A 23,475-nucleotide genomic window follows, 5' to 3' on the forward strand; every position below is an offset into this window, starting at 1 on the left:
CTCGCGAGGTGGATTCACCTTCACTGGCTACGTCGTTCCCACGCCTCCCGATTGACCAGATCAGGCGGGCGCTTACCTGACAGGGCAGCCAGCAGATTGTCGACCGCGCAGCGTGCCATGCCTTCGCGCGTGCCATGGGTTGCCGAACCGATATGGGGTGTAGCGACCACATTGGGCAGGTTCAGCAGGGGGGAATCTGCCGGAAGCGGCTCCTTTTCGAAGACATCCAGACCGGCACCCTTGAGCTGCTGCTTTTGAAGCGCGTCGATCAGGGCCTTTTCATCAACCACCTTGCCACGGGAGATATTGATGAAAAAGCTTTCCGGTTTTAATAACGCGAACTCCCGCGCCCCGATAAGCCGCGTTGTTTCAGGGCTTAGCGGTACGGTGACACAAATAAAGTCCGCCTCGCTCAGTAGTTGGTCCAGGGAGCGGTATTGTGCGGCGAACTCCCGTTCGATATCCGGCTTGGGGGAGTGGCTGTTGTAGAGGATAGGCATGCCAAAGCCGAAGTGACCGCGACGGGCAATCGCCGATCCGATCCGGCCCATTCCTACTATTCCCAGCGTCTTGCCATGAACATCACTGCCGAAGAGGGGTTCCCCCAGGCTGGCCTGCCAGTCTCCCGCCTTGACATAGTTCGCAAGCTCAACCACACGTCTGGCGGTCGACAGGATCAAGGCGAAAGCTGTGTCAGCGACAGTTTCCGTCAGTACATCCGGGGTGTTGCACAAGAAAATGCCGCGGCGGGTAAGGTAATCGAGGTCATAGTTGTCGTAGCCTACCGATACGCTAGCAATGGCTTCTAGGTGAGGTGCCTTGTCCAGCAGTTCAGCGTTGAGTTTGACGCTGGAACCAATCAGGCCGTGCGCGTCTGGCAGGGCGTCTTCCAGCGGTGCCAGACCGTGCTTACCGGTTACATCGACATAGGTCAGCTCAGCTGCTTCCTGCAGGCGAGCAGTCAGCGCGGGTGAGAGTTTCTTGTAGGCAATGACACGCTTTTTCATGAGCAGTCCTGTTCAATGAGAGGTGGCCGTACGCATTGGCTGTGCGTTCTTGGCTGTTTCCTGGCTGGCAGTAGGAGCGGAACGCAGGAGCATGGTCAGCACGGCAGAGACAAGAAGTGCGCTGCCCATGAAGACATAGGACGCAGCAGGGGTACCGGTAACACCGTTCAGATAACCCACGATGTAGGAGCCAACAAAGGAACCCAGTGCTCCCATGCTGTTGATAAGCGCCATGGCTCCACCCGCCACGTTGCTGGGTAGGATCTCCGGCACGATGGCGAAGAACGGACCGTAAGGCGCGTACATGCAGGCACCTGCGATAACCAGCAAGGTGTAGGACCACCAGAAATGCTGAGTGCCCAGCATGAACGACCCTGCAAAAGCGAGGGAGGCGATCAGCAGGGGAGGCCACACAAAGCGTTTGCGGTTGAGGGTTTTGTCGGACATCCAGGAGATCGCCAGCATGGCAAGGACCGCCATCAGATAGGGCAGGGCAGATAGCCAGCCAGCCTCGACGATATCCAGCTGAGCGGCCTGCTTTAGAATAGACGGCAACCAGATCACGAACCCATATACGCCAATGCTCCAGCAGAAGTACTGGGCAGACAGCAGAATGACTTTAGGCGAGCGAAAGGCCTCCCGGTAATTCTTGACGGGTTTCATACCCACCTGTTCAGCCTGAAGCGCGCTCTCGAGGTCCTGCTTTTCCTGAGTGCTCAACCATTTGGCCTGTGCGGGACGGTCATCGGCCAGGCGCCACCAGATAAAGGCCCAGATAATGGCGGGAAAGCCCTCGATAATGAACATCCAGCGCCAGTTGAGGGTATGCACCAGGTAGCCCGAGACGACCGACATCCAGAGAATGGTTGCGGGATTACCCAGGATCAAAAAGGTATTGGCCCGGGAGCGCTCCGCACGGGTAAACCAGTGACAGAGATAAACCAGCATGGCCGGCATGACCGCTGCCTCAACCACGCCCAGGAGGAAGCGAATCGCAATCAGGGCTTGTACGTTTGGAATTACGCCGGTCAATGTGGCACAGCCGCCCCACAGGATCAGGCTCCAAAAGATCAGCTTTTTTACGCTGCGCTTTTCAGCGTATATCGCGCCAGGCACCTGAAAGAAGAAATAGCCAAGAAAGAACAGGGCACCCAGTAGCGACGACATGGCTGGAGTAATGGCCAGGTCATCAGCCATGCCGGAAGCAGCCGCGAATCCATAGTTGGCCCGGTCCAGATAGGCCAGGCTGTAGGTGATGAACACGATGGGCATGATGTACCACCAGCGGCGGGTGGCAATGGAGGAGGTTGCATTCATGACGATATACCTGTGGGCTTATTGTTGTTGTCCATGGGGTATCCAGGTGTTATGGCAGCTCGTGGCGGTAGGGCAGACCTTCCATATCTCCGATAACCTGTACGGCCTTTGCACCGATCCAGTTACCCCGGGCCACGGCAGCGGAAACATCCAGGCCCTCGAGGCAGGCACTGACAAAACCGGTTGCAAAGCCATCGCCAGCGCCGACAGTATCGACGACGTTTTCCACCGGATAGCCAGAAACGTGACCCTCGCTTTCATGGGTGCGGTAGTAGGAACCCTCCGGTCCCAATTTGATAGCAACCACCTGGGCGCCCTGGTTCAGATAGAAGGCAGCAATGTCTTCGGGAGTGTCATAGCCGGTAAGTAACCTGCCTTCGGCCAAGCCCGGCAGTACCCAGTGGGTCAGACTGGCTAGGCGGTTAATCTCCTCACGCATGCGGGCTTCGCTAGGCCAAAGGGAGGGACGCAGGTTGGGATCAAAGGACACACTACGGCCCTGCTGGCGTGCACTGTTCATCAAGTGGTAGGTCAGTTCGCGAAGCGAATCTGAAAGGGCGGGTGGAATACCCGTCGCATGCACGTGACGAACATCCAGCAGGGCGTCATCGAAGTCATGCTCTATCGATAGATGGCTGGCGGCTGACCCCTTGCGAAAGTACTCCACGATGGGATCACGGCCATCGATTTCCCTCGATTTGAACTGAAAGCCCGTAGTGTGCTTGGGGTCGATGGCAACCCGGCTGCAGTCGACCCCCTCGCGCTCGAGCGTTGCACGAATAAAGCGGCCCAGAGAGTCATCGCCTACCCGTGACAACCATTTCACTTTCAAACCCAGACGGGTCAGGCCAATGGCAACATTACTGTCGGCACCCGCGATACGTTTGCCGAAATGCTCGACGTCGGCCAGGTCACCGGGTTCTTCAGCCACGAACATTGTCATCGTCTCGCCAAAGGCCAGCACGTCGTAATCAGGCATGGTGCATCTCCTGCTGAGTGGTACCAAGACGGCCCAATGCCTCGACATGACGTTGGGTCTCGCGAACCACGTCGCCCTGCAGGGGAAATTCGATGGCGCGTGGCAGTCCTGTCTTGAAATGAGTAAATAGCCGCGCCCAGCGTTTCAGGTCCTCGGCTTCAGGGGGCATCGCATGAAGATGGCCGTTGCGCTCGCGAACAGCCTTGCAGTGGATGTACTCCACGTAGCACCCTAGTAATAGTGCGGCCGTTTCTGGTTGCTCGTTCTGCCAGTGCCAGTTGCCGACATCGAAGGTCATGCCGATAGGCAGTTTCATTCGCTGCACAACATCAAAAAACGTTTGTAAGGCCTTGAGTCGACCCCCTTGCGGAGTCTGGTCATTTTCAATCAGCAGGCGCACAGAGCTGGCTTCCAGCATGTGACCCAATGCTTCCATGTCACAGTAGGGTGTGAAGTGGCCAAGGGAGATCTTGAGCGTATGCGCTCCAAGGCGGGCGGCGCGTACCATCGCAGGCTGTAACTCACGGGTGGGTTGATGCTCGCCTTGTGACCATAGCTCGATGGGGACCGAGTAGACGCATTCCAGTCCCTGTGCAGCTATGCTGTTACCCAGGGCAGATAGCTCAGGTCGCATGTCATCGAACAGTTCGTCACGTATCTCGACGGTACTGGCGCCGGCTCCTGCTATCAGCGGAAGGAAATTTTCCTGACCGCGAGCGCGTACGGCATCAGCACCAAAGGCAGAAGTAGTCACTACGACATCAGGTTTCATAACGCCTCCTGAAACCGGTTTCATTGAAGGTCGAGCACAGTGTGCCGCCCCCACATTGTTGTTTTAACGTCGCGCCGGGGTAGAGCCGCGTACCACCAGTTCGGCCGGTAATGCCAGCGTCCGTGAGCTCGACACATCGCCTCGCAGGCGTTCCAGCAGATACTCCAATGCGGCTACGCCCAGCGCATGGGTTGGTTGAGCAATGGCGGTAATGCCGTCGCCTACCAATGGATACCAGTCAAGATCGTCCAGGGCGATTAGTCCAACCGATTCAAACGTTCTGTAACCTAATTCCCTGAGGCCTTTTGTCACAGCGAGCGCGGCAATGCCGTTCGCCGCCATGATGGCTTTGGGACCATGATTGGTATCGGAGAGAAAATGCGCGAGCTGCTCAAGTAGCGCAGCGCTGAAACCGGCGGAGGAGCTGACGCGCCCTCGCACACCCGCGCGGGGCGACAGGTAGTGAATGAAGGTTCGGGCGCGCTCTTCTCGTGAACTGGTTCCGTCCAGATCTTCGGTCACCATGAGCAGGTCGCGGTAGCCCCGCTCAAGCAAATGCTCAAGACCCAACCGAATGGCCTGTGTGTTATCCAGCCCAACGAGATCAGCATCCAGACCATCCAGCTTGCGATCAAGCAATACCATGGGCAGTTCTCGATGCAGTTGCTGAAGCTCTCGGGGATGGTGACCCAGCGTGTTGACGATCAAGCCTTCCACGTTATAGGACTGAAGCGCATTCAGGTGGCGCTCTTCCTGGAGGTCATCTCGATCAGTGTTACATACGATGAGAGAATAGCCATGCCGACGGCAGGCCGTCTCGACGCCATGCATGACAGCAACGGAATAGGGATTGAGCATGTCGGCTACCAGCATACCGATAAGCCGGCTGCGGCCGCGCTTGAGACCTCGCGCCATTTGATTAGGCTGAAAGCCAAGCTTTTCGATCGCCCGTTCGATGCGCAAGGCCAGCGCATCCGATAATAGCTGCCGATCCCCGCTGATGTAGCGAGAAACGCTCGCCTTGGAAACGCCTGCTTCCTGAGCGACCTGATTGATAGTGGCACGCGGCGGACGCATGCTTTGAAGAGGCATATCCAATGGGCCTGCTCCCTAATATTGTGGAGTTCTTGTCTATGGAACGACAGGCTTTGAAACCGGTTTCAGAAAACCATTTGTCCTTTGGCTTGGCAAGAGTACGCCTGGCTTGAACCGACGAGCGGCAGTCCTCATATAGAAAGCTCATAACCTTGTACAATAAAGGTTTCGCCTCGCCATCTTCTCAGGGCCACACAATGACTATCGATGAGTTATCAGCTGAGCTGGGCAAACGGTTATCGGCATTGAAGGCACAGGTCGTAACTGCCGAGTCCTGCACCGGCGGCGGTATTGCCGAAGCCATTACCCGCGTAGCGGGCAGCTCTGCCTGGTTCGAAGCGGGATTTGTGACGTATTCCAATGCTCAGAAGACGGCCCAGCTGGATGTGCCGGATCACTTGTTCATGGAGGTGGGCGCTGTCAGTCAGGCGGTTGTCGAGGCCATGGTACGTGGGGCGCAGGCACGCAGCGGGGCCCGGTTCGCTGTTGCGGTCAGTGGTATCGCAGGCCCGGGTGGCGGCTCCCTGGAAAAGCCTGTGGGAACGGTCTGGCTGGCGTGGGGAAACGGCTCTGACATCTACAGCGAGAAACGTCTTTTTCCTGGCGACAGAGCTGCTGTCAGGGCTCAAACCGTTGTGGCTGCACTGGAAGGATTATTGCGAATTTCGACATGAGAAAATCGCATCGAAAGGTAGCCAGCGAGCCCTACTTATGCTTTAATACTGTTCACATATACAGTGCTTTCCACGGCCGTCTGGCCTACCTTCTTGCGAGAGGATTTTAATGGACGACAACAAAAAGCGCGCCCTGGCCGCGGCCCTGGGTCAAATTGAGCGTCAGTTTGGCAAAGGCGCAGTTATGCGCATGGGTGATCATGAGCGTCAGGCAATTCCGGCCATTTCCACCGGTTCGCTCGGCCTCGATATCGCCCTGGGGATCGGCGGTCTGCCCAAGGGCCGTATCGTAGAAATCTACGGTCCGGAATCGTCGGGTAAAACTACGCTGACCCTGTCCGTCATTGCTGAGGCGCAAAAGCAGGGCGCAACCTGTGCCTTCGTTGACGCAGAGCATGCGCTGGATCCGGATTATGCCAGCAAGCTGGGCGTCAATGTTGACGACCTGCTGGTTTCCCAGCCGGATACCGGTGAACAGGCGCTGGAAATCACCGACATGCTGGTGCGCTCCAATGCTGTAGACGTGATCATCGTCGACTCCGTAGCTGCCCTGGTGCCCAAGGCGGAAATCGAAGGCGAAATGGGTGACATGCACGTAGGTCTGCAGGCGCGTCTGATGTCTCAGGCGCTGCGCAAGATCACCGGCAATATCAAGACCGCCAACTGCCTGGTTATTTTCATCAACCAGATCCGTATGAAGATCGGGGTGATGTTTGGCAACCCGGAAACTACAACTGGCGGTAACGCGTTGAAGTTCTACTCCTCGGTCCGTCTGGATATCCGCCGTACCGGTGCGGTGAAGGAAGGGGACGAGGTGGTAGGTAGCGAGACCCGCGTTAAAGTCGTCAAGAACAAGGTGTCTCCACCATTCCGTCAGGCTGAATTCCAGATCCTGTACGGCAAGGGCATCTACCGTAACGGTGAGATTATTGACCTGGGCGTACAGCTGGGTCTGGTTGAAAAGTCAGGTGCCTGGTATAGCTACCAAGGAACCAAGATTGGCCAGGGTAAGGCTAACGCGGCCAAGTTCCTGGAAGAGAACCTTGAAGTACGTAATGCGCTCGACAAGAGCATTCGCGAAAAGCTTCTAAGCCAGGCCCCCGTTAAAGGGGCGGCCACTGAAGAAGCCGAAGCGGGCGCTGACGCTGACTTCTAAGGTTCTGCCTGATAAAAGCCCTCGCTGTGCGAGGGCTTTTTTATTTCAGCCTGATAATTTTACGGGGCGTTTGAATGCCTATTGAACTCGATACCCCAGCGGCTGTTCGCTTGGCAGCCATGGATCTACTGGCCCGCCGAGAGCATGGCCGACAAGAGCTGGTTCGCAAGTTGCGTAAGCGGGGGGCAACGGATGAACTGATCAACGCAGCCCTGGATCGCCTGGCCGAAGAGGGGCTGCTGAGCGAGACACGTTATCTGGGTAGCTATATCGCAAGTCGTGCCCGGGCGGGTTATGGACCTGTTCGTATCCGTGAGGAATTGGCCCAGCGCGGTCTTGCCCGTGCTGATATCGAACAGGCGCTATCGGAGTGTGAGGAAGACTGGTCGGCCCATTTGCGTGATGTCTGGCAACGCAAATTCAAAGGCAAGCGCCCCGCTGACGCTAAGGAACGCGCACAGCAGGGACGTTTCTTGAGCTACCGCGGTTTCTCCATCGACAGCGTCAGCCGATTGCTGCGTGGCGCGCCAGATGACTGATAGGTCGGGCCCGGCTAACGCCTCTCGATTAGCGTAGCCAATGTTGTGGATCGTTCAGTGAATCCACCAACTCGCGCAGGCGCCCATAATCGCGGCCATTGAAGTTGAAGGAAAGCTGGCTCAGGTGAGCAAATTCCGGTTCGTCGATGTTGGTTTTGCCCGAGGCTTGCTGAGTGAAGTGCCCGCTTTTGCACAGGTCCGCAAAGTGCGTATCGATATGCGCCAGCGCCTCGGATGTTAGGGCATGGTTCAGACGCATCACGAATTGACCGTTCAGCCAGCGTGTCGAATGAAAGTTGCTGTAGAACCGGCTGATGATCTCTGCTGCCTCTTCCGCAGTATGCACCAGCGTTGCCAGTTTCAGGTCTTTGGGCAGGATATAACGCTCATCCGCCAGGTTCTTTTTCAGAAAACTGACCGCATCCTTCCAGAACGTACCCTCAGGTGTATCCAGTAGCACGACGGGTACGAGAGGGCTTTTGCCGGTTTGTATCAGCGTAAGGACTTCAAAGGTTTCGTCCAGGGTGCCAAATCCGCCAGGGCAGAGCACAAGTGCATCGGCTTCCTTGAGAAAAAACAGTTTACGTACATAGAAGAAGTGAAAGGACAGCAGGTGATCGGTGCCGTCCATGGTTTGGTTGGCCCGTTGTTCAAAAGGCAGGGTAATGTTGAAGCCCAGGCTATTGTCCAAGCCGGCACCTTCGTGAGCTGCCGCCATGATGCCGCCACCTGCTCCAGTGATGACCATCATGTCCCGCTGAGCGAGGGCTGAGCCAAGTGTGCGGGCCAGCACATAGAGTTCATGATCCACGGCCGTACGGGCTGATCCGAAAACCGTTACCTTGCGCCGCCGCTTGTATTGCTCAAGATGACGAAAGGCATTTTCCATCTCTCGCATGGTTTGCATCATGATCTTGGCATCCCAACGGTTGCGGTCTGCCTGGGCCATGCGAACCACGGTCAACAGCATGTCGCGATACAGAGACAGATTGGGACTGTTGGCCGGAACGGTATGAGCCAGCAGCTCATCGATCTTTTGGGAAAGGTCTTCGGCACTGACCTGTACATGACGAGACAGATAGTCGTCTTGTGCGTCTGGGTTCATCTGCATACTCCTGGTAGCCACTGCTGTGTAATCAAGCTGCCATTCCAGGCAGCGATTACCTTGCCTTTAGCATAGTCGTGGCGCGGAGTAAGAAAGGCAAATGCCTGTCTTGAATGGCCATGCCAGACGCGGCATGGCAAAGAAAGCTTACTTGCTCAGACCGCAATCGGCTGCTTCGAAGCGCTCGTTCGCAACCGGGCGATTGCTCTGGTATTCGGTAAAGCTGTACACCAACATGGCGCCACGGGCTAACAACTGGCGGTAGCCGGTGTTGCGGCAGACACTGGCGGCCAGCTGGGTGCGTACCGTCGCCGGGTTGGCTTCCATCTGATGCGCATGGCTGGCACGTACACTCAAATGATTGATGAGCTGGCGCCCTTCAACGGTATAGCCACGGTCAAGAATGTCTTCATTGATAGCGCGCGGAGTCCCCACGCTGCTTTCTTTCGCGACCTTTTGCAGCATCTGCGACAGTTCTTGTTCTTTCAGCGAGGCCGCCTGGGCCGCTGCAGGAAGGATGAAGCAAAGGGCGAGGGCAGTATAACGCAGCATTGAACTCTCCAACGTAGATCAGGCTCGCTTCGACCGCAGGGCAGCCGTGATGTTCGCAAGCAAAGGCTAATTGCGGTACGCAAAGGGTACTCCTGTGGTCGGCGCTTTCAAAATGCCAGATGTGTTCTGGACAGCCTTTGTTAAACTTGCCCACGTAAATCACGCAGTACTTCTCATGCCTTATATCCGCTCTGCCAATTCTTCTTCCAGTCCGCCAAATGCCGTAGCCCGGCTGCGTCATGATCGTCTGGCGCGCAGCAGCAAACCTTTTGTTGCCCGTGGATCCCGCGTTCAACGCTGTGAGGGTTGTCGCCTTGCGTTGCCTTACTGTTTCTGCGAGTGGCGACCTGCGGTCGAATGCGCGGCAGGCACGTGCCTGATCATGCACGATGTAGAGCCGCTCAAGCCAAGCAATACCGGATGGCTGATTGCCGATGTGGTCAGTGACAGTTTTGCCTTTGGCTGGTCGAGAACGGATGTAGATGACGCACTACTGGCCGTGCTGAGCGATCCTCAATGGCAACCCTATCTTGTATTTCCGGCCGAATATTCAGCGCCTGAACGAGTCGTGCAAACGGTAGAGCCAGTCCAGGGCAAGCGACCCTTATTCGTCCTGCTGGATGCTACCTGGACTGAAGCACGAAAGATGTTTCGTAAGAGCCCTTATCTGGATAGCCTGCCGGTGCTAAGTCTGAGCCCTGAAGAGCTTTCCCGCTATCGCCTGCGACGCTCTACACGAGGCGAGCACCTCTGTACGGCAGAAGTGGCTGCGCTTTGTCTGGAGCTGGCGGGTGAGAATAGGGCGGCGGCGGCGCTTGATGCCTATCTGGACGTGTTCAGTGAACGTTATCTCAACGCCAAACAGAATCGCCAGACAGATCCGTTCAGCCCGGCGCATCAGCGATTGCAGCCCTTCGTTGCCGCATTCCCCTGATCAGTTCGTCACCTTGGGCTCGACCACGGCCTTTCTGGGCCAGAGCTGCGCAACCAGCATGCCGGTAAACATGAGCGCACAGCCCAGATAGCCGCGGACGGTAAGCGACTCGTCCAGCAGCCAGGCGCCAAAAAAGGCCGCAAAGACGGCTTCAAGTGAGAAAATGATGGCCGCATGGGAGGCAATGGCGTCGCGCTGTGCAACAACCTGCAGCGTATAACCGATGCCGGCAGCTATGATGCCACCATACAGCAGCGCGGGAGCAGCCTGAATAATACCCTGGGTCTGAATCGGCTCGAACAGCAATGCCAGCGTCAGGCTGACCGCTGCACAGAATGCGAACTGAAGGATGGACAGTAGCATCGGATCATGGCGGCTCGCAAAATGCCCTACCACCAGCACATGCGCTCCCCAGGCAAAGGCGCCGGCCAATTGCAGCCAATCGCCGGAAGCTACCTTAAAATTCTCGCCTATGCTAAGCAGACACATGCCTGCCACCGCCAGGCAGGCACCTAGCCAAGTGCCTCTGCCGGTGCGTTCGCCAAACAGCAAACCCAGAATGGGGACTACAATCACATAGAGTCCGGTGATGAAACCGGAGTTGGTCACGGATGTGAATAGCAGGCCCACTTGCTGGAAGTTGATGCCAATGGAAAGCAGAACACCCATCAGGCAGCCGCCGATCACTACGCGACGGTCGAGGCTGATGGGTGTTCTGGCGCGGCGATGCAGCACCAGTAGGACTGGAATCAGTGTCAGTGCACCCAATGCAAAGCGAAGTCCCGTAAAGAGGAACGGACCGATGGAGTCCATGCCGGCGCGCTGTGCAATAAAGGCGCTCCCCCAGATCATGGCTGTGATCAGCATGAGAACATCGGCACGCAGGGCTTGGGTACGCATGATAGGCTCGCTTGGCAAAAGTCGCCACTCTGCCGGATGGCTGTGACTTTGGGAACCCTGTGATTATGGTCGCAAAGTGCCTTGACCCGTCGTCGGACGCTCGGCATTCTGAGCCGCTGAAATTACAGAATCATAATAAGGACCAATTTACCGATGGCCGCCTATCAGATCCTCATCGCGGATGATCATCCGCTGTTCCGTAGCGCCCTGCAGCAAGCCTTGACGCTTGGCTTGGGGCAGCAGGCACAGCTGGTGGAAGCGGCAAGTATCGCCGAACTCGAGGCTCAGCTGGCGCACAAGACTGACTGGGATCTGGTCCTACTCGACCTCAACATGCCGGGCGCCTATGGTTTTTCCGGACTGGTGCTGCTGCGCGGGCAATACTCACAGATTCCGGTAGTCATGGTCTCTGCTCAGGAAGACGCCGCTGTAGTGCAGCGCGCTCGGGAGTTCGGTGCCAGTGGTTTCATACCTAAATCCAGCGATCTGGAAACAATCCAGCAAGCCGTACGCCTTGTGCTGGATGGTGATACCTGGTGGCCGGCCCAAGGAGAGGGCGCTGCGAACCTCAGCGAAGAAGCCAAGGCCGCGAAGGCCGGATTATCCAGCCTGACGCCCCAGCAGTTCAGGGTGCTGACCATGGTATGCGATGGTCTTTTGAACAAGCAGATTGCCTATGAACTCAGCGTGTCGGAAGCCACAGTAAAAGCGCATGTAACGGCGATCTTCCGTAAATTGGGTGTGAGAACCCGAACGCAGGCTGCCCTGTTGCTGCAACAGCTCGAATCAACTCCAGGCTGATGAGTTTTCACGCTTTTTCGACACGCTACAGGCTAGTCTTCTATTGAGTCGCTGCATGGAGCCTGGTGTGATATCTCCCTATAAAGGCAAGACCGGCCTTAAACGTGTCATCAAGGCTACGGGCTATTCCCTGGCCGGTCTGAAGGTGGCTTTCAAAGGAGAGGCTGCCTTCCGCTCGCTGGTGCTGATGAGCTGCATCCTGATCCCGCTGGCCTTTTGGCTGGATGTATCGCGAGGCGAGCGGGCAATCATGGTGGGTGTCTGCCTGCTTTCGCTGATTGTTGAGCTGTTCAATGCCGCTATCGAAGCCGTGGTGGACCGGGTGTCGCTGGAATGGCATGAGTTGTCCAAGAACGCCAAGGACTTGGGCAGTGCGGCTCAATTCGTGGCAATGTGGATGATTGCAGCCGTCTGGTCGATCATTCTGCTGGGGTAGCACGCTCCTTAAAGGGGGCCAGCAAGATCTGGTCGCTACGTGCAATACCCTCGGTAAGCTTGCGACACAGTGCCAGGAATTCGGTCATGGCTGCCGTCTGGTATTTCTGGCGGTGCCAGATAAAACAGAACTGACGACGCAAATCCAGGCTGGGGGTTTCGATTGGAACAAGACTGCCGCGCTCGAAGGCATCGCGCAGGGCAAGCCTTGAGATGCAACCGATGCCCAGACCTGATTCCACTGCCCGAATAATGGCCTCTGTATGCTCCAGTTCCAGGCGAATATTCAGGGGCGCCGCATGATGACGCATGGCCTGATCGAACGTCAGGCGGGTGCCGGAGCCTTGCTCCCGAAGAATCCAGGCCTGATCAATTAACTCTTCCAGACCTACCGTTGGATGGTTGGCTAAAGGATGTTGCGGAGCACAGAAGATTACCAGCTCATCTTCAATCCAAGGGTGGACTTCAATATCCGCGTCCTGGCAATCCCCCTCAATCAGTCCCAGATCAATGTCATGGTTAGCCACGCGCTGTACGATATGCGCCGTGTTGTGAACATGCAGGCGCACCCGGCAATCGGGATGACGTTGCATGAAATCACCCAGCAGGAGCGTAGCCAGATAGTTGCCAATGGTGAGCGTGGCGCCGACCTCCAGTGAGCCGAATCCGGTCTTGCCCCGTAGCAGGTTCTCGATCTCGTCGCTGCGGTCGAGCAGGGCAACTGCCTTGGGCAATAACTGGCGGCCCAAGGCATTGAGGGTCAGCCGTTTGCCTGCACGGTCAAAGAGTTTGCAGTCGAACTGACGCTCTAGCTCTCCCAAGGCCGTGCTGGTTGCCGATTGTGAGAGCGCAAGCGTCTCTGCCGCGCGGGAAACACTTTCCAAGCGGGCGACGCCGACGAAGACTTCGAGTTGACGCAACGTGAATCTCATATCTGCTCACTGGATAACTGATATCCGAATTATTCATTTTACGGATATTCTTGCGTTATATAAAATGCCGCGCAAATGCGCTTGGTCGCGTCCTTTTTGTCAAACCCGATCCAGAGCGGTCACACGTGCAGGTAGTCCCGCCTCCGCGAGACAGAGCCGGGCATCAGCGTCTTTGGGCAGGTGATTAGGAGTTTTTCATGAGTAATCTGTACACCGAGCGCGTCCTGAGCGTTCACCACTGGAACGATACACTGTTCAGCTTCAAGACGACCCGTAATCCGGGGCTGCGTTTCGAGAACGGCCAGTTCGTCATGATTGGACTGGAAACCGAAGGCGGCCGTCCGCTGATGCGCGCCTACAGTATCGCCAGTCCCAACTATGAAGAGCACCTGGAATTTTTCAGTATCAAGGTTCCGGATGGTCCGCTGACCTCCCGCCTGCAGCACCTGAAGGAAGGCGATAACCTCATGGTTAGCCGCAAGCCTACCGGTACGCTGATTCTGAGCGACCTGAAGCCTGGCAAGCACCTTTATCTGCTATCCACCGGCACCGGCATGGCGCCGTTCCTGAGTACCATTCAGGATCCGGAAACCTATGAGCGTTTCGAGAAGGTGATTCTGGTTCACGGTGTACGTTATGTAAATGAACTGGCCTATGCCGACTTCATCACCAACGTACTGCCTGAACATGAATACTTTGGCGATATGGTTCGCGAAAAGCTGATCTATTATCCGCTGGTGACGCGTGAAGAATTCCGCAACATGGGCCGTCAGACCGACCTGATGCGCAGCGGCAAGTTATTTGAAGATATCGGCCTGCCTCCGATCAATCCTCAGGACGACCGTGCGATGATTTGCGGCAGCCCTAGCATGCTGGACGAAACCAGCGAAGTGCTGAACGAGTTTGGTCTGACCATCTCTCCACGTATGGGTGATCCGGGTGACTACCTGATCGAGCGCGCGTTCGTCGAGAAGTAAGCGTTACCCGCGTTATCGAAACCCGCCCTGGAGGCGGGTTTTTTGTGTCTACGGTAAGGGCTGATCAGGCGCAGGAAGGCTGTTTGACCCAGACTCAGTCATTATCTGCACGCTCGATATCCAGAATACGGATGACATTGGGCTCCGGATAATGCCAATGGACGTCTACATCCCATAGGCGAACACCATAACGGCGGTCAGGCGGCGGGATTTGATAAGCCGGGCGAGGGTCCTGAGTCAGGCATTGCTCAATCAGAGCGGCCAATGGCTCATTCAGACGCTTTCCATGCTGCTCCGCCTGCACGCGGGCTTCGTGCGTCCAGAGGACCGGAATCCCATCGGGAGGTGCACTGGCTATGGTATTAAAGGCAGTTGGAATTGCATCGGCGTAGGGCACGTAAGGCTTGATGTCCAACACCGGGGTACCGTCCAGCAGATCGATACCTGAAAGCCTGAGCCGGCCCGGCTCGATAGCGTCCAGTGTTACCACAGATTGCCCAATACCATTGGGACGGTGAGTGGCACGCGTCGCAAAGACACCCAGGGAACGGTTCCCGCCCAGGCGGGGAGGACGTACTTTAAGACGCGGTTTCTCTTCCAATGTCTGGTGAAAGAGAAACAGCAGCCAGACATGACTGACGTGTTCCAGCCCCTGTACAGCATCCGGGTGGTCGAACGGCGGCACAAACTCCAATATACCTCGGGCAGCCGGAGCCAAATGGGGCTGGCGAGGGATGGCGAACTTCTCCTTGAAACAAGAGCGGATATGGCCGATAGGGAAAACGCTATAAGTCATGGGGAGCGTCATAAGGGAGACAGGCTGGCTATTTTAGCCTGTCTGGCTCAAGTATGACTCTCACGCATAGCCTTTGAAGTATTCAGCTGGTTACGGCGAACACCACGGATGTTCATGAATGCCAGCCCCAGTTGCAAAACGATCAAGGCATACGCCTGCGTATGCAGGCCCCAGGTGATCCATAATCCATTGCTGGCAAGAAAGCACCAGAACCCAAGGTTTCGGCGGTTTTCACGTTGGGAAGCAACCAGCCACGCCGCGATCAGGGTCACGGCCATGGCTGGCCATTGCAATAAATCGATGTAATCCATGAAACATTCCTGCTGACAGACCTTATGCAGAGCGCTCTATCGGCAGGTGAGTTCCAACAGCGTGTCGGCGGTCATCCATCAATGGTGTCGAATCAGTCGCAGGCCGCTTGCAACCACAAGCAGGCTTGTACCCATGTCGGCGAAGACAGCCATCCAGAGCGTGGCCTCGCCCATGATCGTCAACGTCAAGAATATCGCCTTGATTCCCAAGGCTAGTGCAATATTCTGCATGAGAATGCGGTGCGTGCTACGGGAGAGGCGAATGAAGTCCGGCAGTTTGCGCAAATCGTCATCCATCAGTGCCACGTCTGCCGTTTCGATAGCCGTATCGGTACCGGCGGCGCCCATTGCAAAACCGATGTTAGCCCGAGCCAGAGCAGGGGCGTCGTTGATGCCATCGCCAACCATACCGATCACAGCACCGCTCCGTTGCTTTTGCTCCAAAATTGCAAGCTTGTCTTCGGGCAGTAACGAGCCATGCGCTTCATCGATGCCTACCTGACCGGCAATACGGTCTACGCTGTGAGGATTATCGCCACTGAGCACCAGGGTTTTTATGCCTAACGCATGAAGTGCTGCGACAGCGCTCTGGCTGGTTTCCTTTACTTGATCAGCAATGATGAACAGCGCCAGTACCTCCTGTTGGCTGGCAAGCGCCACCACACTTTTACCTGTCTGCTCCAGCGATTCGATACGGTGCCGTAGATTCTCGGAGGCCAGCCCTTCGCGCTCCAGCAGGCGGCGATTACCCAGAAAGTAGAGCTGATCCTCTATACGGCCTTGCACGCCTTGTCCTGCCCGGGCCGAGAAATCCTGTACGTCCTTTAAGGCAGTACCTTCTTGCAAAAGAGCATGGCTCAGAGCCTGTGAAGCGGGATGGTCTGAGCGCGAGGACAAACTGGCCGCCCATTCCAACGCCTGACTCTTCTGTCCGGTGAGTACGATGCGGTCGACCAACTGCGGCTTACCCTCAGTAAGCGTGCCGGTCTTGTCGAGGGCAATCCACTCAAGCTGGCGGCCTTGCTCAAGAAATGTCCCACCTTTCACCAAGATGCCATGTCGTGCGGCAGCCGAAAGCCCGCTGACAATTGTAACCGGTGTTGAGATGACCAAGGCGCATGGGCAGGCAATAACAAGCAATACCAGCCCTTTATATAACCACTCCAGCCAACCTCCCCAACCCAGCAGGGGAGGCAACAGGGCAACCGCAACGGCAATGAGAACAACCGCTGGCGTATACAGGCGGGAAAAGCGATCTACAAATCGTTGGGTAGGTGCGCGGGCGCCTTGAGCCTGCTCTACGGCATGGATAATGCGAGCCAGGGTACTTTCGTTGGCTCGATGGGTAACACGATACTCCAGGCTGCCCTCACCATTGATGGTGCCGGCAAACACGGTATCGCCGGGAGCCTTGTCGACCGGCAGGCTTTCGCCTGTAATAGGCGCCTGGTTGACACCTGACTGACCGGATTCCACCTCTCCATCCAATGCAATTCGCTCCCCCGGTCTTACCCGGATGAGCGCGCCGGGTTGGACCTGTTTGGCTGGCAGTGTTGCCCAAGTACCATCCGCCTGTCGTACGGTCGCGTTTTCTGGTGTCAATGCCAGTAATCCCTGGATGGCATTGCGGGCACGGTCCAGTGAGCGTGCCTCGATCACTTCAGCGATGGCAAACAGTACGCTGACCATGGCCGCTTCAGGCCAGTGGCCAATTAACAGGGCGCCGGTGACCGCAATGCTCATCAATGCATTGATATTAAGAGTGCGCTGCCTGATAGCGATCCAACCTTTGCGATACGCCGGTAGACCAGCCAGGGCAATGGCGGCCAATGCCAGAAATGCTACAGCGAACTCAGGCACAGTACCCAACCACTCACCGACTTCGGCTGCCAGGGCGGTAGCCAAGCCCAGGCCCAGCGGCCACCAGGGTTTTGCCGCTGGTACTGCAGGGGCTTGCTCATCACCTTTCAGTTCAACAGCCTGCATGCCCAGCCGATTGATCTGGGTCTTTAGCGGTTCTGCATCGGGGTAGCGATGGCGAACGCGTAGGCTGCGCTGAATCAGGTTGAATTCCAGTGCTTCGACCGCCTTCAGCTTGGCGAATGCATCACGGATCAGCTTCTCTTCAGTCGGGCAATCCATGGCATCGATACGCAGGCTTGTCCACTTGGAGTGATCAAGCACCTCGGGCTCGGTAACGCCCGGTAGAGGATTGGACTCAAGAGAAATCTTTGTATGACTGTCGCAGCAGGTCTTTACCTGAGGCTCACAGCAGGACGATGGTTTGGGTCCGCAACAGGATGGATCATGCGCCATGACAACCTCCATTGACGTTAGGGTTGTCATTGCACACCCTGTAGCTACTACAGGGTCAAGGAGGCGTTATGAAAATAGGTGAATTGGCCAGCCGAACGGGATGTTCCGTGGAAACCATTCGGTATTACGAGCGTGAGGGACTGCTGCCAGCGCCTGTTCGCAGCGCGGGAAACTACCGTCAATACAGCGAGGCCCATCTGGAGCGATTGACCTTTGTTCGGCATTGCCGCTCTTTGGACATGACACAGGACGAGATCCGTTCCCTGTTACAATTGCGGGATCAGCCTGAGCCGGACTGCTGTCGGGTCAATGATCTGATCGAGGACCATATTCATCATGTGGAGGTGCGCATTCGAGAGCTGACCGAACTGCGCAGACAGCTCATGGCGTTGCGTCAGCAGTGCTCGGGCAAGGTATCCAGCGATGTATGCGGCATCATTCGGGAGCTGCAACAACCCGCCGGACCTTCGGCGATCGAGGAGGTCTGTAGCCATGCGGGGCATGACCATGTGCCAGGAGTGCACAGACGATAGGGTAGGCCGGTCGGCATAGGGCACCCATAAAAAAAGCCCTGCAATCGCAGGGCTTTTCGGGGTTATGGCTGCGTTACAGCGTCTCGGCCCACAGGTCGTATTCGTCTGCGTCGGTTACGCGTACCCATACCTTGTCGCCTGGCTTCAGGTCGTGTTCGCTGTTGACGTACACATTGCCGTCGATCTCTGGGGCATCGGCATAGGAGCGGCCAATGGCGCCTTGTTCGTCGACTTCGTCGATCAACACTTCAATATCCTTTCCAACCTTCAATTGCAGGCGAGCCGCAGAAATGGCCTGCTGATGCGCCATGAAGCGCTCCCAGCGATCCTGCTTCACGTCATCCGGTACGGCACCTTCCAACTCATTGGCCGGTGCGCCTTCCACAGGGGAATACTGGAAGCAGCCCACACGATCCAACTGAGCTTCGGTCAGCCAGTTCAGCAGGTACTGGAAATCTTCCTCCGTCTCACCAGGGAAGCCCACAATGAATGTGGAGCGAATGGTCAGTTCCGGACAGATCTCACGCCACTTCTTGATACGGGCCAGGGTGCGGTCCTCGAAGGCAGGACGCTTCATGGCCTTGAGAACTTTGGGGCTGGCATGCTGGAAGGGGATATCCAGGTAGGGCAGGATCTTGCCCTCGGCCATCAGCGGAATGATGTCGTCCACGTTCGGGTAGGGGTAGACGTAGTGCATACGTACCCAGACGCCCATGCTGCTCAACGCCTCGCATAGTTCCAGCATGCGAGTCTTGACCGGCTGGCCATTCCAAAAGCCGGTACGATATTTGAGGTCGACGCCATATGCACTGGTGTCCTGGGAGATGACCAACAGCTCCTTGACTCCGGCCTTGACCAAACGCTGAGCCTCATCGAGCACATCGCCGATCGGGCGGCTGACCAAATCGCCACGCATGGACGGGATGATGCAAAAGCTGCAGCGATGGTTGCAGCCTTCGGAAATCTTGAGATAGGCGTAGTGGCGGGGGGTGAGCTTGATGCCCTGTGGCGGTACCAGGTCGACCAACGGATTATGCTCGCGCTTTGGCGGCACTACCTCATGGACTGCGGTCACCACTTGCTCATACTGCTGCGGACCCGTTACCGCCAGTACGCTCGGATGTACATCACGAATCGCAGATTCTTCCACCCCCATGCAGCCGGTCACGATGACCCGGCCATTTTCAGCCAGGGCTTCGCCGATCACTTCCAGAGACTCGGCCTTGGCACTGTCAATGAAACCACAGGTATTGACCACCACCACGTCGGCGTCCTCGTACGTGGGAACAACCTCGTAACCTTCCATGCGAAGCTGGGTCAGGATGCGTTCGGAGTCGACCAGAGCTTTAGGGCAGCCGAGGCTGACAAAGCCGACTTTGGGCGTGGCGGGGGTGGACATGGCTAACCTCAGGAGGTGCGCAGAACGCGCTGATGATCAAAAAACGCGCGATTTTAGCGGTGCGCGCCCGGACTGAGAAGAGGCATTTGGCGCTTTTACTCGGATTAACCTGCGCTTCGTCAGTTATCGGGTTTGGCTTGCCCGAGGCTGAACCGCTAGACAGGCATAACTAGTGATAGGGTATTTATTATGTTATAAAGTAACAATAACGAGGTGGTTTATATGTCATCGAATTCTTCCCTTACGTTCAAGACGTCCTTTCTGACCCAGTCTGCCTGGGCCCGTTTAGGGGTGTCGATCGTGCTGCTTCTACTGCTATGGGCTGCTATCCACTGGGCGGTATCCATCCCATGAGTGCCTGTATTTCATTAAATGACTTAACGGTTGCCTACGAGCGTCATCCCGCCGTACATCATGTGTCGGGTTGCTTTGAAGCGGGCAGCCTCACCGCTATTGTGGGCCCTAACGGCGCAGGCAAGTCGACTCTGATCAAGGCCATGGTCGGCATGCTGCGACCAGTAGGGGGCGGCGTCGACCGAAAGGCCTTGTCTGCCTCGGCCATCGGCTATCTGCCCCAAGCGGCTGAAATTGACCGAACCTTTCCGCTGACGGTTCTCGACACGGTTGCCATGGGCGCCTGGAGACGCATCGGCATATTCGGTGGAATGAGCCGGGGCCAGCTGCAGCAAGCCCATGAGGCGCTGATTGCCGTCGGGCTGGAAGGTTTTGGGCACCGCCTGATCGGTTCCCTGTCGGCAGGCCAGTTCCAGCGCGTACTGTTCGCACGGCTCCTGCTGCAGGATGCGTCAGTCATCCTTCTGGATGAGCCGTTCAATGCCATCGATGCACGCACGACCCGCGATCTGCTTGATCTGGTTCGGCGCTGGCATGGTGAGGGGCGCACCGTCATCGCTGTTCTGCATGATCTTGAGCAGGTAAAGCAGCATTTTCCCAGTACATTACTGTTGGCTCGCGAAACCATTGCCTGGGGGGATACCCGAACGGTGCTGACCCAGGAGAACCTGCGGCGTGCCCGGAATATGGCTGAGGACTGGGATGAACAGGCCGACGTCTGTGATGAGAGGCGCCGCGCATGATGTTGTATCACGCCTTGTTCGAGCCGTTTGTCGAGTTCGGATTCATGCGTCGCGCCTTGGTCGCCTGCATGGCGCTAGGGCTGGGCTCAGGTCCGGTCGGTGTATTGCTCATGCTCAGGCGCATGAGTCTGGTAGGGGACGCCATGAGTCATGCGGTCCTGCCGGGGGCTGCCATCGGTTTTCTGGTCGCTGGGCTTTCCTTGCCAGCCATGGGCCTGGGTGGGTTGGTAGCCGGCTTGGCCGTAGCCCTGTTGTCTGGGTTGGTCAGTCGTTTTACTTCGCAGCGTGAAGATGCCAGTTTTGCGAGCTTCTACCTGACTTCTCTCGCCGCGGGTGTCTTGATCGTCTCGCTAAGAGGCTCGAATATCGACCTGTTGCACGTCCTGTTCGGTACGATCCTGGCGATTGATGATGCCGCGCTCTATCTGGTAGGGGGCATTGCCTCTGTGACGCTTCTCCTGCTGGCCATTATCTATCGTCCGCTGGTGCTTGAGTGTTTCGATCCTGGATTCCTGCGGGCCGTAGGTGGCAAGGGCTCGCTTTATCACTTCCTGTTTCTGCTGCTGGTCGTGCTCAACCTGGTCGCAGGCTTTCAGGCGCTTGGAACACTTATGGCGGTCGGCCTGATGATGTTGCCTGCCACCGTAGCGCGCTTCTGGGCTCGCTCGTTGCCTGGACTGATGCTGGTAGCGAGTCTGGTTGCCATACTGTCCGGCTTTATCGGCTTGGTTGTTTCGTACCACCTGGGCGTGGCCTCGGGTCCGTCCATTGTTCTGACGGCCAGTACGCTTTACATCTTCTCGTTAATTTTCAGCCCTCTGGGCGTCGTTCGCCGTTTCTTCCCTAAACCCCACCTATCCCATTGAAAGGAGTCATGTCATGCGTCTCACGTTGTGGAGCGGGGCTGCTGCCTTGCTGTTGTCAGCGCTTTCCAGTTTTGCCCAAGCCAAGCCGGTAGAAGCCGTTGCGTCATTCACGATCCTGGCCGATATGGTTCACCAGGTAGGAGGCGAGCGGGTTCATGTCACCTCATTGATCGGGCCCAACGGCGATCCTCATGCGTATGAGCCGACGCCTGACGATGCCAAAGCGCTCAAGGCCGCCGATGTAGTATTTATCAATGGACTTCATCTTGAAGGCTGGATGGATCGTCTGATCCAGGCGTCAGGATACAACGGTACTCCTGTCGAGCTTTCGGACGGTATCAAGACCCGTATGCGGCAGAAGAACGGCAAGACCGTAGTGGATCCTCACAGCTGGAACAGCGCTGCCAACGGTATTGTTTATGTTCAAAACATCATCAAGGCCCTCAAGCGCGTAGACCCCGAAGGCGCTGATCAATACGAAGCCAATGGTCAACGCTATATCGATCAGCTAAAGGCGCTGGATGCGTATACCAAGCAGCAGATCGAAGCCGTGCCGAAGGCGCAGCGTAAGGTGCTTACCTCCCATAACGCGTTTGGCTATTTCGGTGATGAATACGGTGTGACATTCCTGTCTCCCCTGGATCTTTCTACCGAATCTGAAGCGTCTGCCCAAAAAGTGGCCAATCTGATTCGTCAGATCAAGGAGGAGCACATCACGGCTTATTTCATCGAGAACTCGAACGATCCGCGTCTGGTGCAGCAGATTGCCCAGGCAACCGGGGCTCGTGCCGGTGGCGAGTTATATGTCGAGTCGCTGTCCAAGGCGGACGGGCCTGCGCCTACCTATCTGAAGATGTTCCGTTACAACGTCAATAAGATGGTTGCAGCCATGAAAGGTGAGTAACGGGCTTCGTTTCATTCAGCCACGTAACAAGGCGTGGCAGATGGAACTCCTGAATCACAAGAGCCGTCCTTTTAGGAAGGCTCTTGCTTGAATCCGGAGAAAACAATGACGACTCGCCGCCGCTTCATGCAATATTCCCTGTGCGCCTCGTCGGCGCTGCTCTTGGAAGCCATGTTGCCTCGTCTTGTGCTTGCACAGGCTGGCATGCTGAGGCGGCAGATTCCCTCTACCGGCGAGCAACTCCCTGTCATTGGCCTGGGAACCGCCGATTCCTTCAATGTCGAAAGCACTCCACAAGCCTTAAAGCCGTTGGCTGACGTGCTTGACCGTCTATTTCAGGCGGGAGGCACTGTTATCGATACGGCGCCGAGTTACGAGAAATCCCAGGGTGTCATTGGTACGTTGCTGGCGCAGCAGGGACGTGCTGAAAAGGCGTTTCTGGCTACCAAGGTAGAAGGGCGCGAGAGCAGTATCGAAGAGATCCAGCAGGAAATGGCGGACCTCAAGGGCGCTCCCATCGATCTGCTGCAAGTGCATAGCATGATCAATTACAAGACGCTGCTCCCGTTGCTACGAGAGATGAAGCAGCAAAAAATGATTCGATATGTAGGGATTACCCATCACTCAGAAATGGCTCAGGACCAGATGATTGACCTGGTCGCTTCGGAGCCGATGGACTTCATTCAGATCAATCTCAATCCCCAAGATACCAAAGCCGAAGAAAAGCTGTTGCCTCTGTGTCAGGACAAGGGCGTAGCGGTCATGATCAACCGTCCGTTTCTGGATGGTCGGCTGTTCGATCGGGTTGCGGGCAAGGCGCTCCCGGGATTCGCGTCCGATATCGGATGTACCTCCTGGGCGCAGCTGATGATCAAGTACTCAATTTCGCATCCTGCAGTTACCTGCATTATTCCGGCGACCTCAAACCCGGCCCATATGGCGGAAAATGCACTGGCTGGAACTGGTGAGCTGCCCGATGAGTCCATGCGCAAGCGCATCGCGGAATATTTCCAGTAAAGTGTCAGGTAATCGCTGGACACTTTTAAGCAGGATTCAATACGCCGGGCAGGGTAATGAC

Annotated in this window: 26 protein-coding genes; 13 read left to right on the forward strand and 13 right to left on the reverse strand. The window is 56.5% G+C overall.

Annotation, left to right across the window (positions count from 1 at the left end; all coding sequences use genetic code 11):
• Positions 1-20: 20 nt before the first annotated feature.
• From B3729_RS02505 to B3729_RS02525, 5 genes are all read right to left on the reverse strand, one after another.
• Entirely contained in the window at positions 21-1,007 is a 987-nt protein-coding gene (locus tag B3729_RS02505; protein WP_286786954.1) for a 2-hydroxyacid dehydrogenase, read from the reverse strand.
• Positions 1,008-1,019: 12 nt separating this feature from the next.
• Positions 1,020-2,324, reverse strand: a complete 1,305-nt coding sequence (locus B3729_RS02510) for an MFS transporter (RefSeq protein ID WP_286786955.1) — start codon at positions 2,322-2,324, stop codon at positions 1,020-1,022.
• Between the two features lie 49 nt (positions 2,325-2,373).
• Complete coding sequence (locus B3729_RS02515) at positions 2,374-3,303, reverse strand: sugar kinase (protein WP_286786956.1); 930 nt, start codon at positions 3,301-3,303, stop codon at positions 2,374-2,376.
• Positions 3,296-4,075, reverse strand: coding sequence for a sugar phosphate isomerase/epimerase family protein (locus B3729_RS02520; protein WP_286786957.1), 780 nt, complete (start codon positions 4,073-4,075; stop codon positions 3,296-3,298). The genes B3729_RS02515 and B3729_RS02520 overlap by 8 nt, the downstream gene beginning before the upstream one ends.
• 63 nt (positions 4,076-4,138) lie before the next feature.
• Positions 4,139-5,167 (reverse strand): LacI family DNA-binding transcriptional regulator, encoded by a 1,029-nt coding sequence (locus tag B3729_RS02525; RefSeq protein ID WP_019364466.1) that lies wholly within the window; start codon positions 5,165-5,167, stop codon positions 4,139-4,141.
• Positions 5,168-5,367: 200 nt separating this feature from the next.
• Here B3729_RS02525 and B3729_RS02530 point away from each other — a divergent pair, with 200 nt between their 5' ends.
• From B3729_RS02530 to recX, 3 genes are all read left to right on the forward strand, one after another.
• Positions 5,368-5,844 (forward strand): CinA family protein, encoded by a 477-nt coding sequence (locus B3729_RS02530; protein WP_286786958.1) that lies wholly within the window; start codon positions 5,368-5,370, stop codon positions 5,842-5,844.
• Between the two features lie 109 nt (positions 5,845-5,953).
• Positions 5,954-7,000, forward strand: a complete 1,047-nt coding sequence (recA, locus tag B3729_RS02535; RefSeq protein WP_010797425.1) for a recombinase RecA — start codon at positions 5,954-5,956, stop codon at positions 6,998-7,000.
• A 74-nt stretch (positions 7,001-7,074) separates the two neighbouring features.
• Entirely contained in the window at positions 7,075-7,539 is a 465-nt protein-coding gene (gene recX / locus B3729_RS02540) for a recombination regulator RecX (RefSeq protein ID WP_286786959.1), read from the forward strand.
• Positions 7,540-7,567: 28 nt separating this feature from the next.
• Here recX and B3729_RS02545 read toward each other — a convergent pair whose 3' ends face one another.
• Together B3729_RS02545 and B3729_RS02550 are read right to left on the reverse strand one after the other, a co-directional pair.
• Positions 7,568-8,644: a TIGR00730 family Rossman fold protein gene (locus tag B3729_RS02545; RefSeq protein ID WP_286786960.1), complete on the reverse strand. Its 1,077-nt coding sequence runs from the start codon at positions 8,642-8,644 to the stop codon at positions 7,568-7,570.
• Positions 8,645-8,791: 147 nt separating this feature from the next.
• The gene (locus B3729_RS02550; RefSeq protein WP_010797428.1) at positions 8,792-9,196 is read right to left on the reverse strand and encodes a quorum-sensing-regulated virulence factor family protein; all 405 of its coding nucleotides are present in this window, start codon (positions 9,194-9,196) and stop codon (positions 8,792-8,794) included.
• 175 nt (positions 9,197-9,371) lie between these two features.
• Here B3729_RS02550 and B3729_RS02555 point away from each other — a divergent pair, with 175 nt between their 5' ends.
• Positions 9,372-10,130 carry a tRNA-uridine aminocarboxypropyltransferase gene (locus B3729_RS02555; protein ID WP_286786961.1) on the forward strand — a complete coding sequence of 253 codons (759 nt, stop codon included), beginning with the start codon at positions 9,372-9,374 and terminating at the stop codon, positions 10,128-10,130.
• Here B3729_RS02555 and B3729_RS02560 read toward each other — a convergent pair whose 3' ends face one another.
• Entirely contained in the window at positions 10,131-11,030 is a 900-nt protein-coding gene (locus tag B3729_RS02560; protein ID WP_286786962.1) for a DMT family transporter, read from the reverse strand. It lies immediately after the preceding gene.
• Positions 11,031-11,183: 153 nt separating this feature from the next.
• On the opposite strand from B3729_RS02560, the gene erdR reads away from it, so the two are divergent.
• The gene (erdR, locus tag B3729_RS02565) at positions 11,184-11,831 is read left to right on the forward strand and encodes a response regulator transcription factor ErdR (protein WP_286786963.1); all 648 of its coding nucleotides are present in this window, start codon (positions 11,184-11,186) and stop codon (positions 11,829-11,831) included.
• Between the two features lie 55 nt (positions 11,832-11,886).
• Positions 11,887-12,267, forward strand: coding sequence for a diacylglycerol kinase (locus B3729_RS02570; RefSeq protein WP_010797432.1), 381 nt, complete (start codon positions 11,887-11,889; stop codon positions 12,265-12,267).
• Here B3729_RS02570 and B3729_RS02575 read toward each other — a convergent pair.
• The gene (locus B3729_RS02575; protein WP_010797433.1) at positions 12,251-13,198 is read right to left on the reverse strand and encodes a LysR family transcriptional regulator; all 948 of its coding nucleotides are present in this window, start codon (positions 13,196-13,198) and stop codon (positions 12,251-12,253) included. The two genes, B3729_RS02570 and B3729_RS02575, sit on opposite strands and share 17 nt — an antisense overlap.
• A 197-nt stretch (positions 13,199-13,395) precedes the next feature.
• Between B3729_RS02575 and fpr the strand changes: the two genes are divergently transcribed.
• On the forward strand, positions 13,396-14,175 hold the full coding sequence (fpr, locus tag B3729_RS02580) for a ferredoxin-NADP reductase (protein WP_019364473.1): 780 nt from the start codon (positions 13,396-13,398) through the stop codon (positions 14,173-14,175).
• 94 nt (positions 14,176-14,269) lie between these two features.
• On the opposite strand, the gene tsaA is transcribed toward fpr, so the two are convergent.
• From tsaA to B3729_RS02595, 3 genes are all read right to left on the reverse strand, one after another.
• Entirely contained in the window at positions 14,270-14,971 is a 702-nt protein-coding gene (gene tsaA, locus B3729_RS02585; protein WP_286786964.1) for a tRNA (N6-threonylcarbamoyladenosine(37)-N6)-methyltransferase TrmO, read from the reverse strand.
• A gap of 47 nt (positions 14,972-15,018) precedes the next feature.
• Positions 15,019-15,282, reverse strand: a complete 264-nt coding sequence (locus B3729_RS02590; RefSeq protein WP_010797436.1) for a hypothetical protein — start codon at positions 15,280-15,282, stop codon at positions 15,019-15,021.
• 78 nt (positions 15,283-15,360) lie between these two features.
• Positions 15,361-17,598, reverse strand: coding sequence for a heavy metal translocating P-type ATPase (locus B3729_RS02595; protein ID WP_286786965.1), 2,238 nt, complete (start codon positions 17,596-17,598; stop codon positions 15,361-15,363).
• 68 nt (positions 17,599-17,666) lie between these two features.
• On the opposite strand from B3729_RS02595, the gene cadR reads away from it, so the two are divergent.
• On the forward strand, positions 17,667-18,131 hold the full coding sequence (gene cadR, locus B3729_RS02600) for a Cd(II)/Pb(II)-responsive transcriptional regulator (RefSeq protein ID WP_286786966.1): 465 nt from the start codon (positions 17,667-17,669) through the stop codon (positions 18,129-18,131).
• Between the two features lie 73 nt (positions 18,132-18,204).
• On the opposite strand, the gene rimO is transcribed toward cadR, so the two are convergent.
• On the reverse strand, positions 18,205-19,530 hold the full coding sequence (gene rimO / locus B3729_RS02605) for a 30S ribosomal protein S12 methylthiotransferase RimO (RefSeq protein ID WP_010797439.1): 1,326 nt from the start codon (positions 19,528-19,530) through the stop codon (positions 18,205-18,207).
• Positions 19,531-19,752: 222 nt separating this feature from the next.
• Here rimO and B3729_RS02610 point away from each other — a divergent pair, with 222 nt between their 5' ends.
• The 5 genes from B3729_RS02610 (at position 19,753) to B3729_RS02630 (ending at position 23,414) form a co-directional block, all read left to right on the forward strand.
• Positions 19,753-19,884, forward strand: a complete 132-nt coding sequence (locus B3729_RS02610; protein ID WP_010797440.1) for a hypothetical protein — start codon at positions 19,753-19,755, stop codon at positions 19,882-19,884.
• Positions 19,881-20,627: a metal ABC transporter ATP-binding protein gene (locus tag B3729_RS02615; protein ID WP_010797441.1), complete on the forward strand. Its 747-nt coding sequence runs from the start codon at positions 19,881-19,883 to the stop codon at positions 20,625-20,627. The genes B3729_RS02610 and B3729_RS02615 overlap by 4 nt, the downstream gene beginning before the upstream one ends.
• On the forward strand, positions 20,624-21,493 hold the full coding sequence (locus B3729_RS02620; RefSeq protein ID WP_286786967.1) for a metal ABC transporter permease: 870 nt from the start codon (positions 20,624-20,626) through the stop codon (positions 21,491-21,493). The genes B3729_RS02615 and B3729_RS02620 overlap by 4 nt, the downstream gene beginning before the upstream one ends.
• 13 nt (positions 21,494-21,506) lie before the next feature.
• Positions 21,507-22,397 carry a metal ABC transporter substrate-binding protein gene (locus tag B3729_RS02625; protein WP_286786968.1) on the forward strand — a complete coding sequence of 297 codons (891 nt, stop codon included), beginning with the start codon at positions 21,507-21,509 and terminating at the stop codon, positions 22,395-22,397.
• A 105-nt stretch (positions 22,398-22,502) separates the two neighbouring features.
• Positions 22,503-23,414: an aldo/keto reductase gene (locus B3729_RS02630; RefSeq protein WP_286786969.1), complete on the forward strand. Its 912-nt coding sequence runs from the start codon at positions 22,503-22,505 to the stop codon at positions 23,412-23,414.
• The last annotated feature ends 61 nt before the right edge of the window (positions 23,415-23,475 follow it).

This window comes from Pseudomonas sp. UBA3149 (genome assembly GCF_002364655.1).
Classification (GTDB): Bacteria; Pseudomonadota; Gammaproteobacteria; order Pseudomonadales; family Pseudomonadaceae; genus Chryseomonas; species Chryseomonas luteola.

Coding starts and splice junctions, on each gene's coding strand:
- B3729_RS02505 (WP_286786954.1), bottom strand. CDS start 1,007: ATGAAAAAGCGTGTCATTGCCTACAAGAAACTCTCACCCGCGCTGACT.
- B3729_RS02510 (WP_286786955.1), bottom strand. CDS start 2,324: ATGAATGCAACCTCCTCCATTGCCACCCGCCGCTGGTGGTACATCATG.
- B3729_RS02515 (WP_286786956.1), bottom strand. CDS start 3,303: ATGCCTGATTACGACGTGCTGGCCTTTGGCGAGACGATGACAATGTTC.
- B3729_RS02520 (WP_286786957.1), bottom strand. CDS start 4,075: ATGAAACCTGATGTCGTAGTGACTACTTCTGCCTTTGGTGCTGATGCC.
- B3729_RS02525 (WP_019364466.1), bottom strand. CDS start 5,167: ATGCCTCTTCAAAGCATGCGTCCGCCGCGTGCCACTATCAATCAGGTC.
- B3729_RS02530 (WP_286786958.1), top strand. CDS start 5,368: ATGACTATCGATGAGTTATCAGCTGAGCTGGGCAAACGGTTATCGGCA.
- recA (WP_010797425.1), top strand. CDS start 5,954: ATGGACGACAACAAAAAGCGCGCCCTGGCCGCGGCCCTGGGTCAAATT.
- recX (WP_286786959.1), top strand. CDS start 7,075: ATGCCTATTGAACTCGATACCCCAGCGGCTGTTCGCTTGGCAGCCATG.
- B3729_RS02545 (WP_286786960.1), bottom strand. CDS start 8,644: ATGAACCCAGACGCACAAGACGACTATCTGTCTCGTCATGTACAGGTC.
- B3729_RS02550 (WP_010797428.1), bottom strand. CDS start 9,196: ATGCTGCGTTATACTGCCCTCGCCCTTTGCTTCATCCTTCCTGCAGCG.
- B3729_RS02555 (WP_286786961.1), top strand. CDS start 9,372: ATGCCTTATATCCGCTCTGCCAATTCTTCTTCCAGTCCGCCAAATGCC.
- B3729_RS02560 (WP_286786962.1), bottom strand. CDS start 11,030: ATGCGTACCCAAGCCCTGCGTGCCGATGTTCTCATGCTGATCACAGCC.
- erdR (WP_286786963.1), top strand. CDS start 11,184: ATGGCCGCCTATCAGATCCTCATCGCGGATGATCATCCGCTGTTCCGT.
- B3729_RS02570 (WP_010797432.1), top strand. CDS start 11,887: ATGGAGCCTGGTGTGATATCTCCCTATAAAGGCAAGACCGGCCTTAAA.
- B3729_RS02575 (WP_010797433.1), bottom strand. CDS start 13,198: ATGAGATTCACGTTGCGTCAACTCGAAGTCTTCGTCGGCGTCGCCCGC.
- fpr (WP_019364473.1), top strand. CDS start 13,396: ATGAGTAATCTGTACACCGAGCGCGTCCTGAGCGTTCACCACTGGAAC.
- tsaA (WP_286786964.1), bottom strand. CDS start 14,971: ATGACTTATAGCGTTTTCCCTATCGGCCATATCCGCTCTTGTTTCAAG.
- B3729_RS02590 (WP_010797436.1), bottom strand. CDS start 15,282: ATGGATTACATCGATTTATTGCAATGGCCAGCCATGGCCGTGACCCTG.
- B3729_RS02595 (WP_286786965.1), bottom strand. CDS start 17,598: ATGGCGCATGATCCATCCTGTTGCGGACCCAAACCATCGTCCTGCTGT.
- cadR (WP_286786966.1), top strand. CDS start 17,667: ATGAAAATAGGTGAATTGGCCAGCCGAACGGGATGTTCCGTGGAAACC.
- rimO (WP_010797439.1), bottom strand. CDS start 19,530: ATGTCCACCCCCGCCACGCCCAAAGTCGGCTTTGTCAGCCTCGGCTGC.
- B3729_RS02610 (WP_010797440.1), top strand. CDS start 19,753: ATGTCATCGAATTCTTCCCTTACGTTCAAGACGTCCTTTCTGACCCAG.
- B3729_RS02615 (WP_010797441.1), top strand. CDS start 19,881: ATGAGTGCCTGTATTTCATTAAATGACTTAACGGTTGCCTACGAGCGT.
- B3729_RS02620 (WP_286786967.1), top strand. CDS start 20,624: ATGATGTTGTATCACGCCTTGTTCGAGCCGTTTGTCGAGTTCGGATTC.
- B3729_RS02625 (WP_286786968.1), top strand. CDS start 21,507: ATGCGTCTCACGTTGTGGAGCGGGGCTGCTGCCTTGCTGTTGTCAGCG.
- B3729_RS02630 (WP_286786969.1), top strand. CDS start 22,503: ATGACGACTCGCCGCCGCTTCATGCAATATTCCCTGTGCGCCTCGTCG.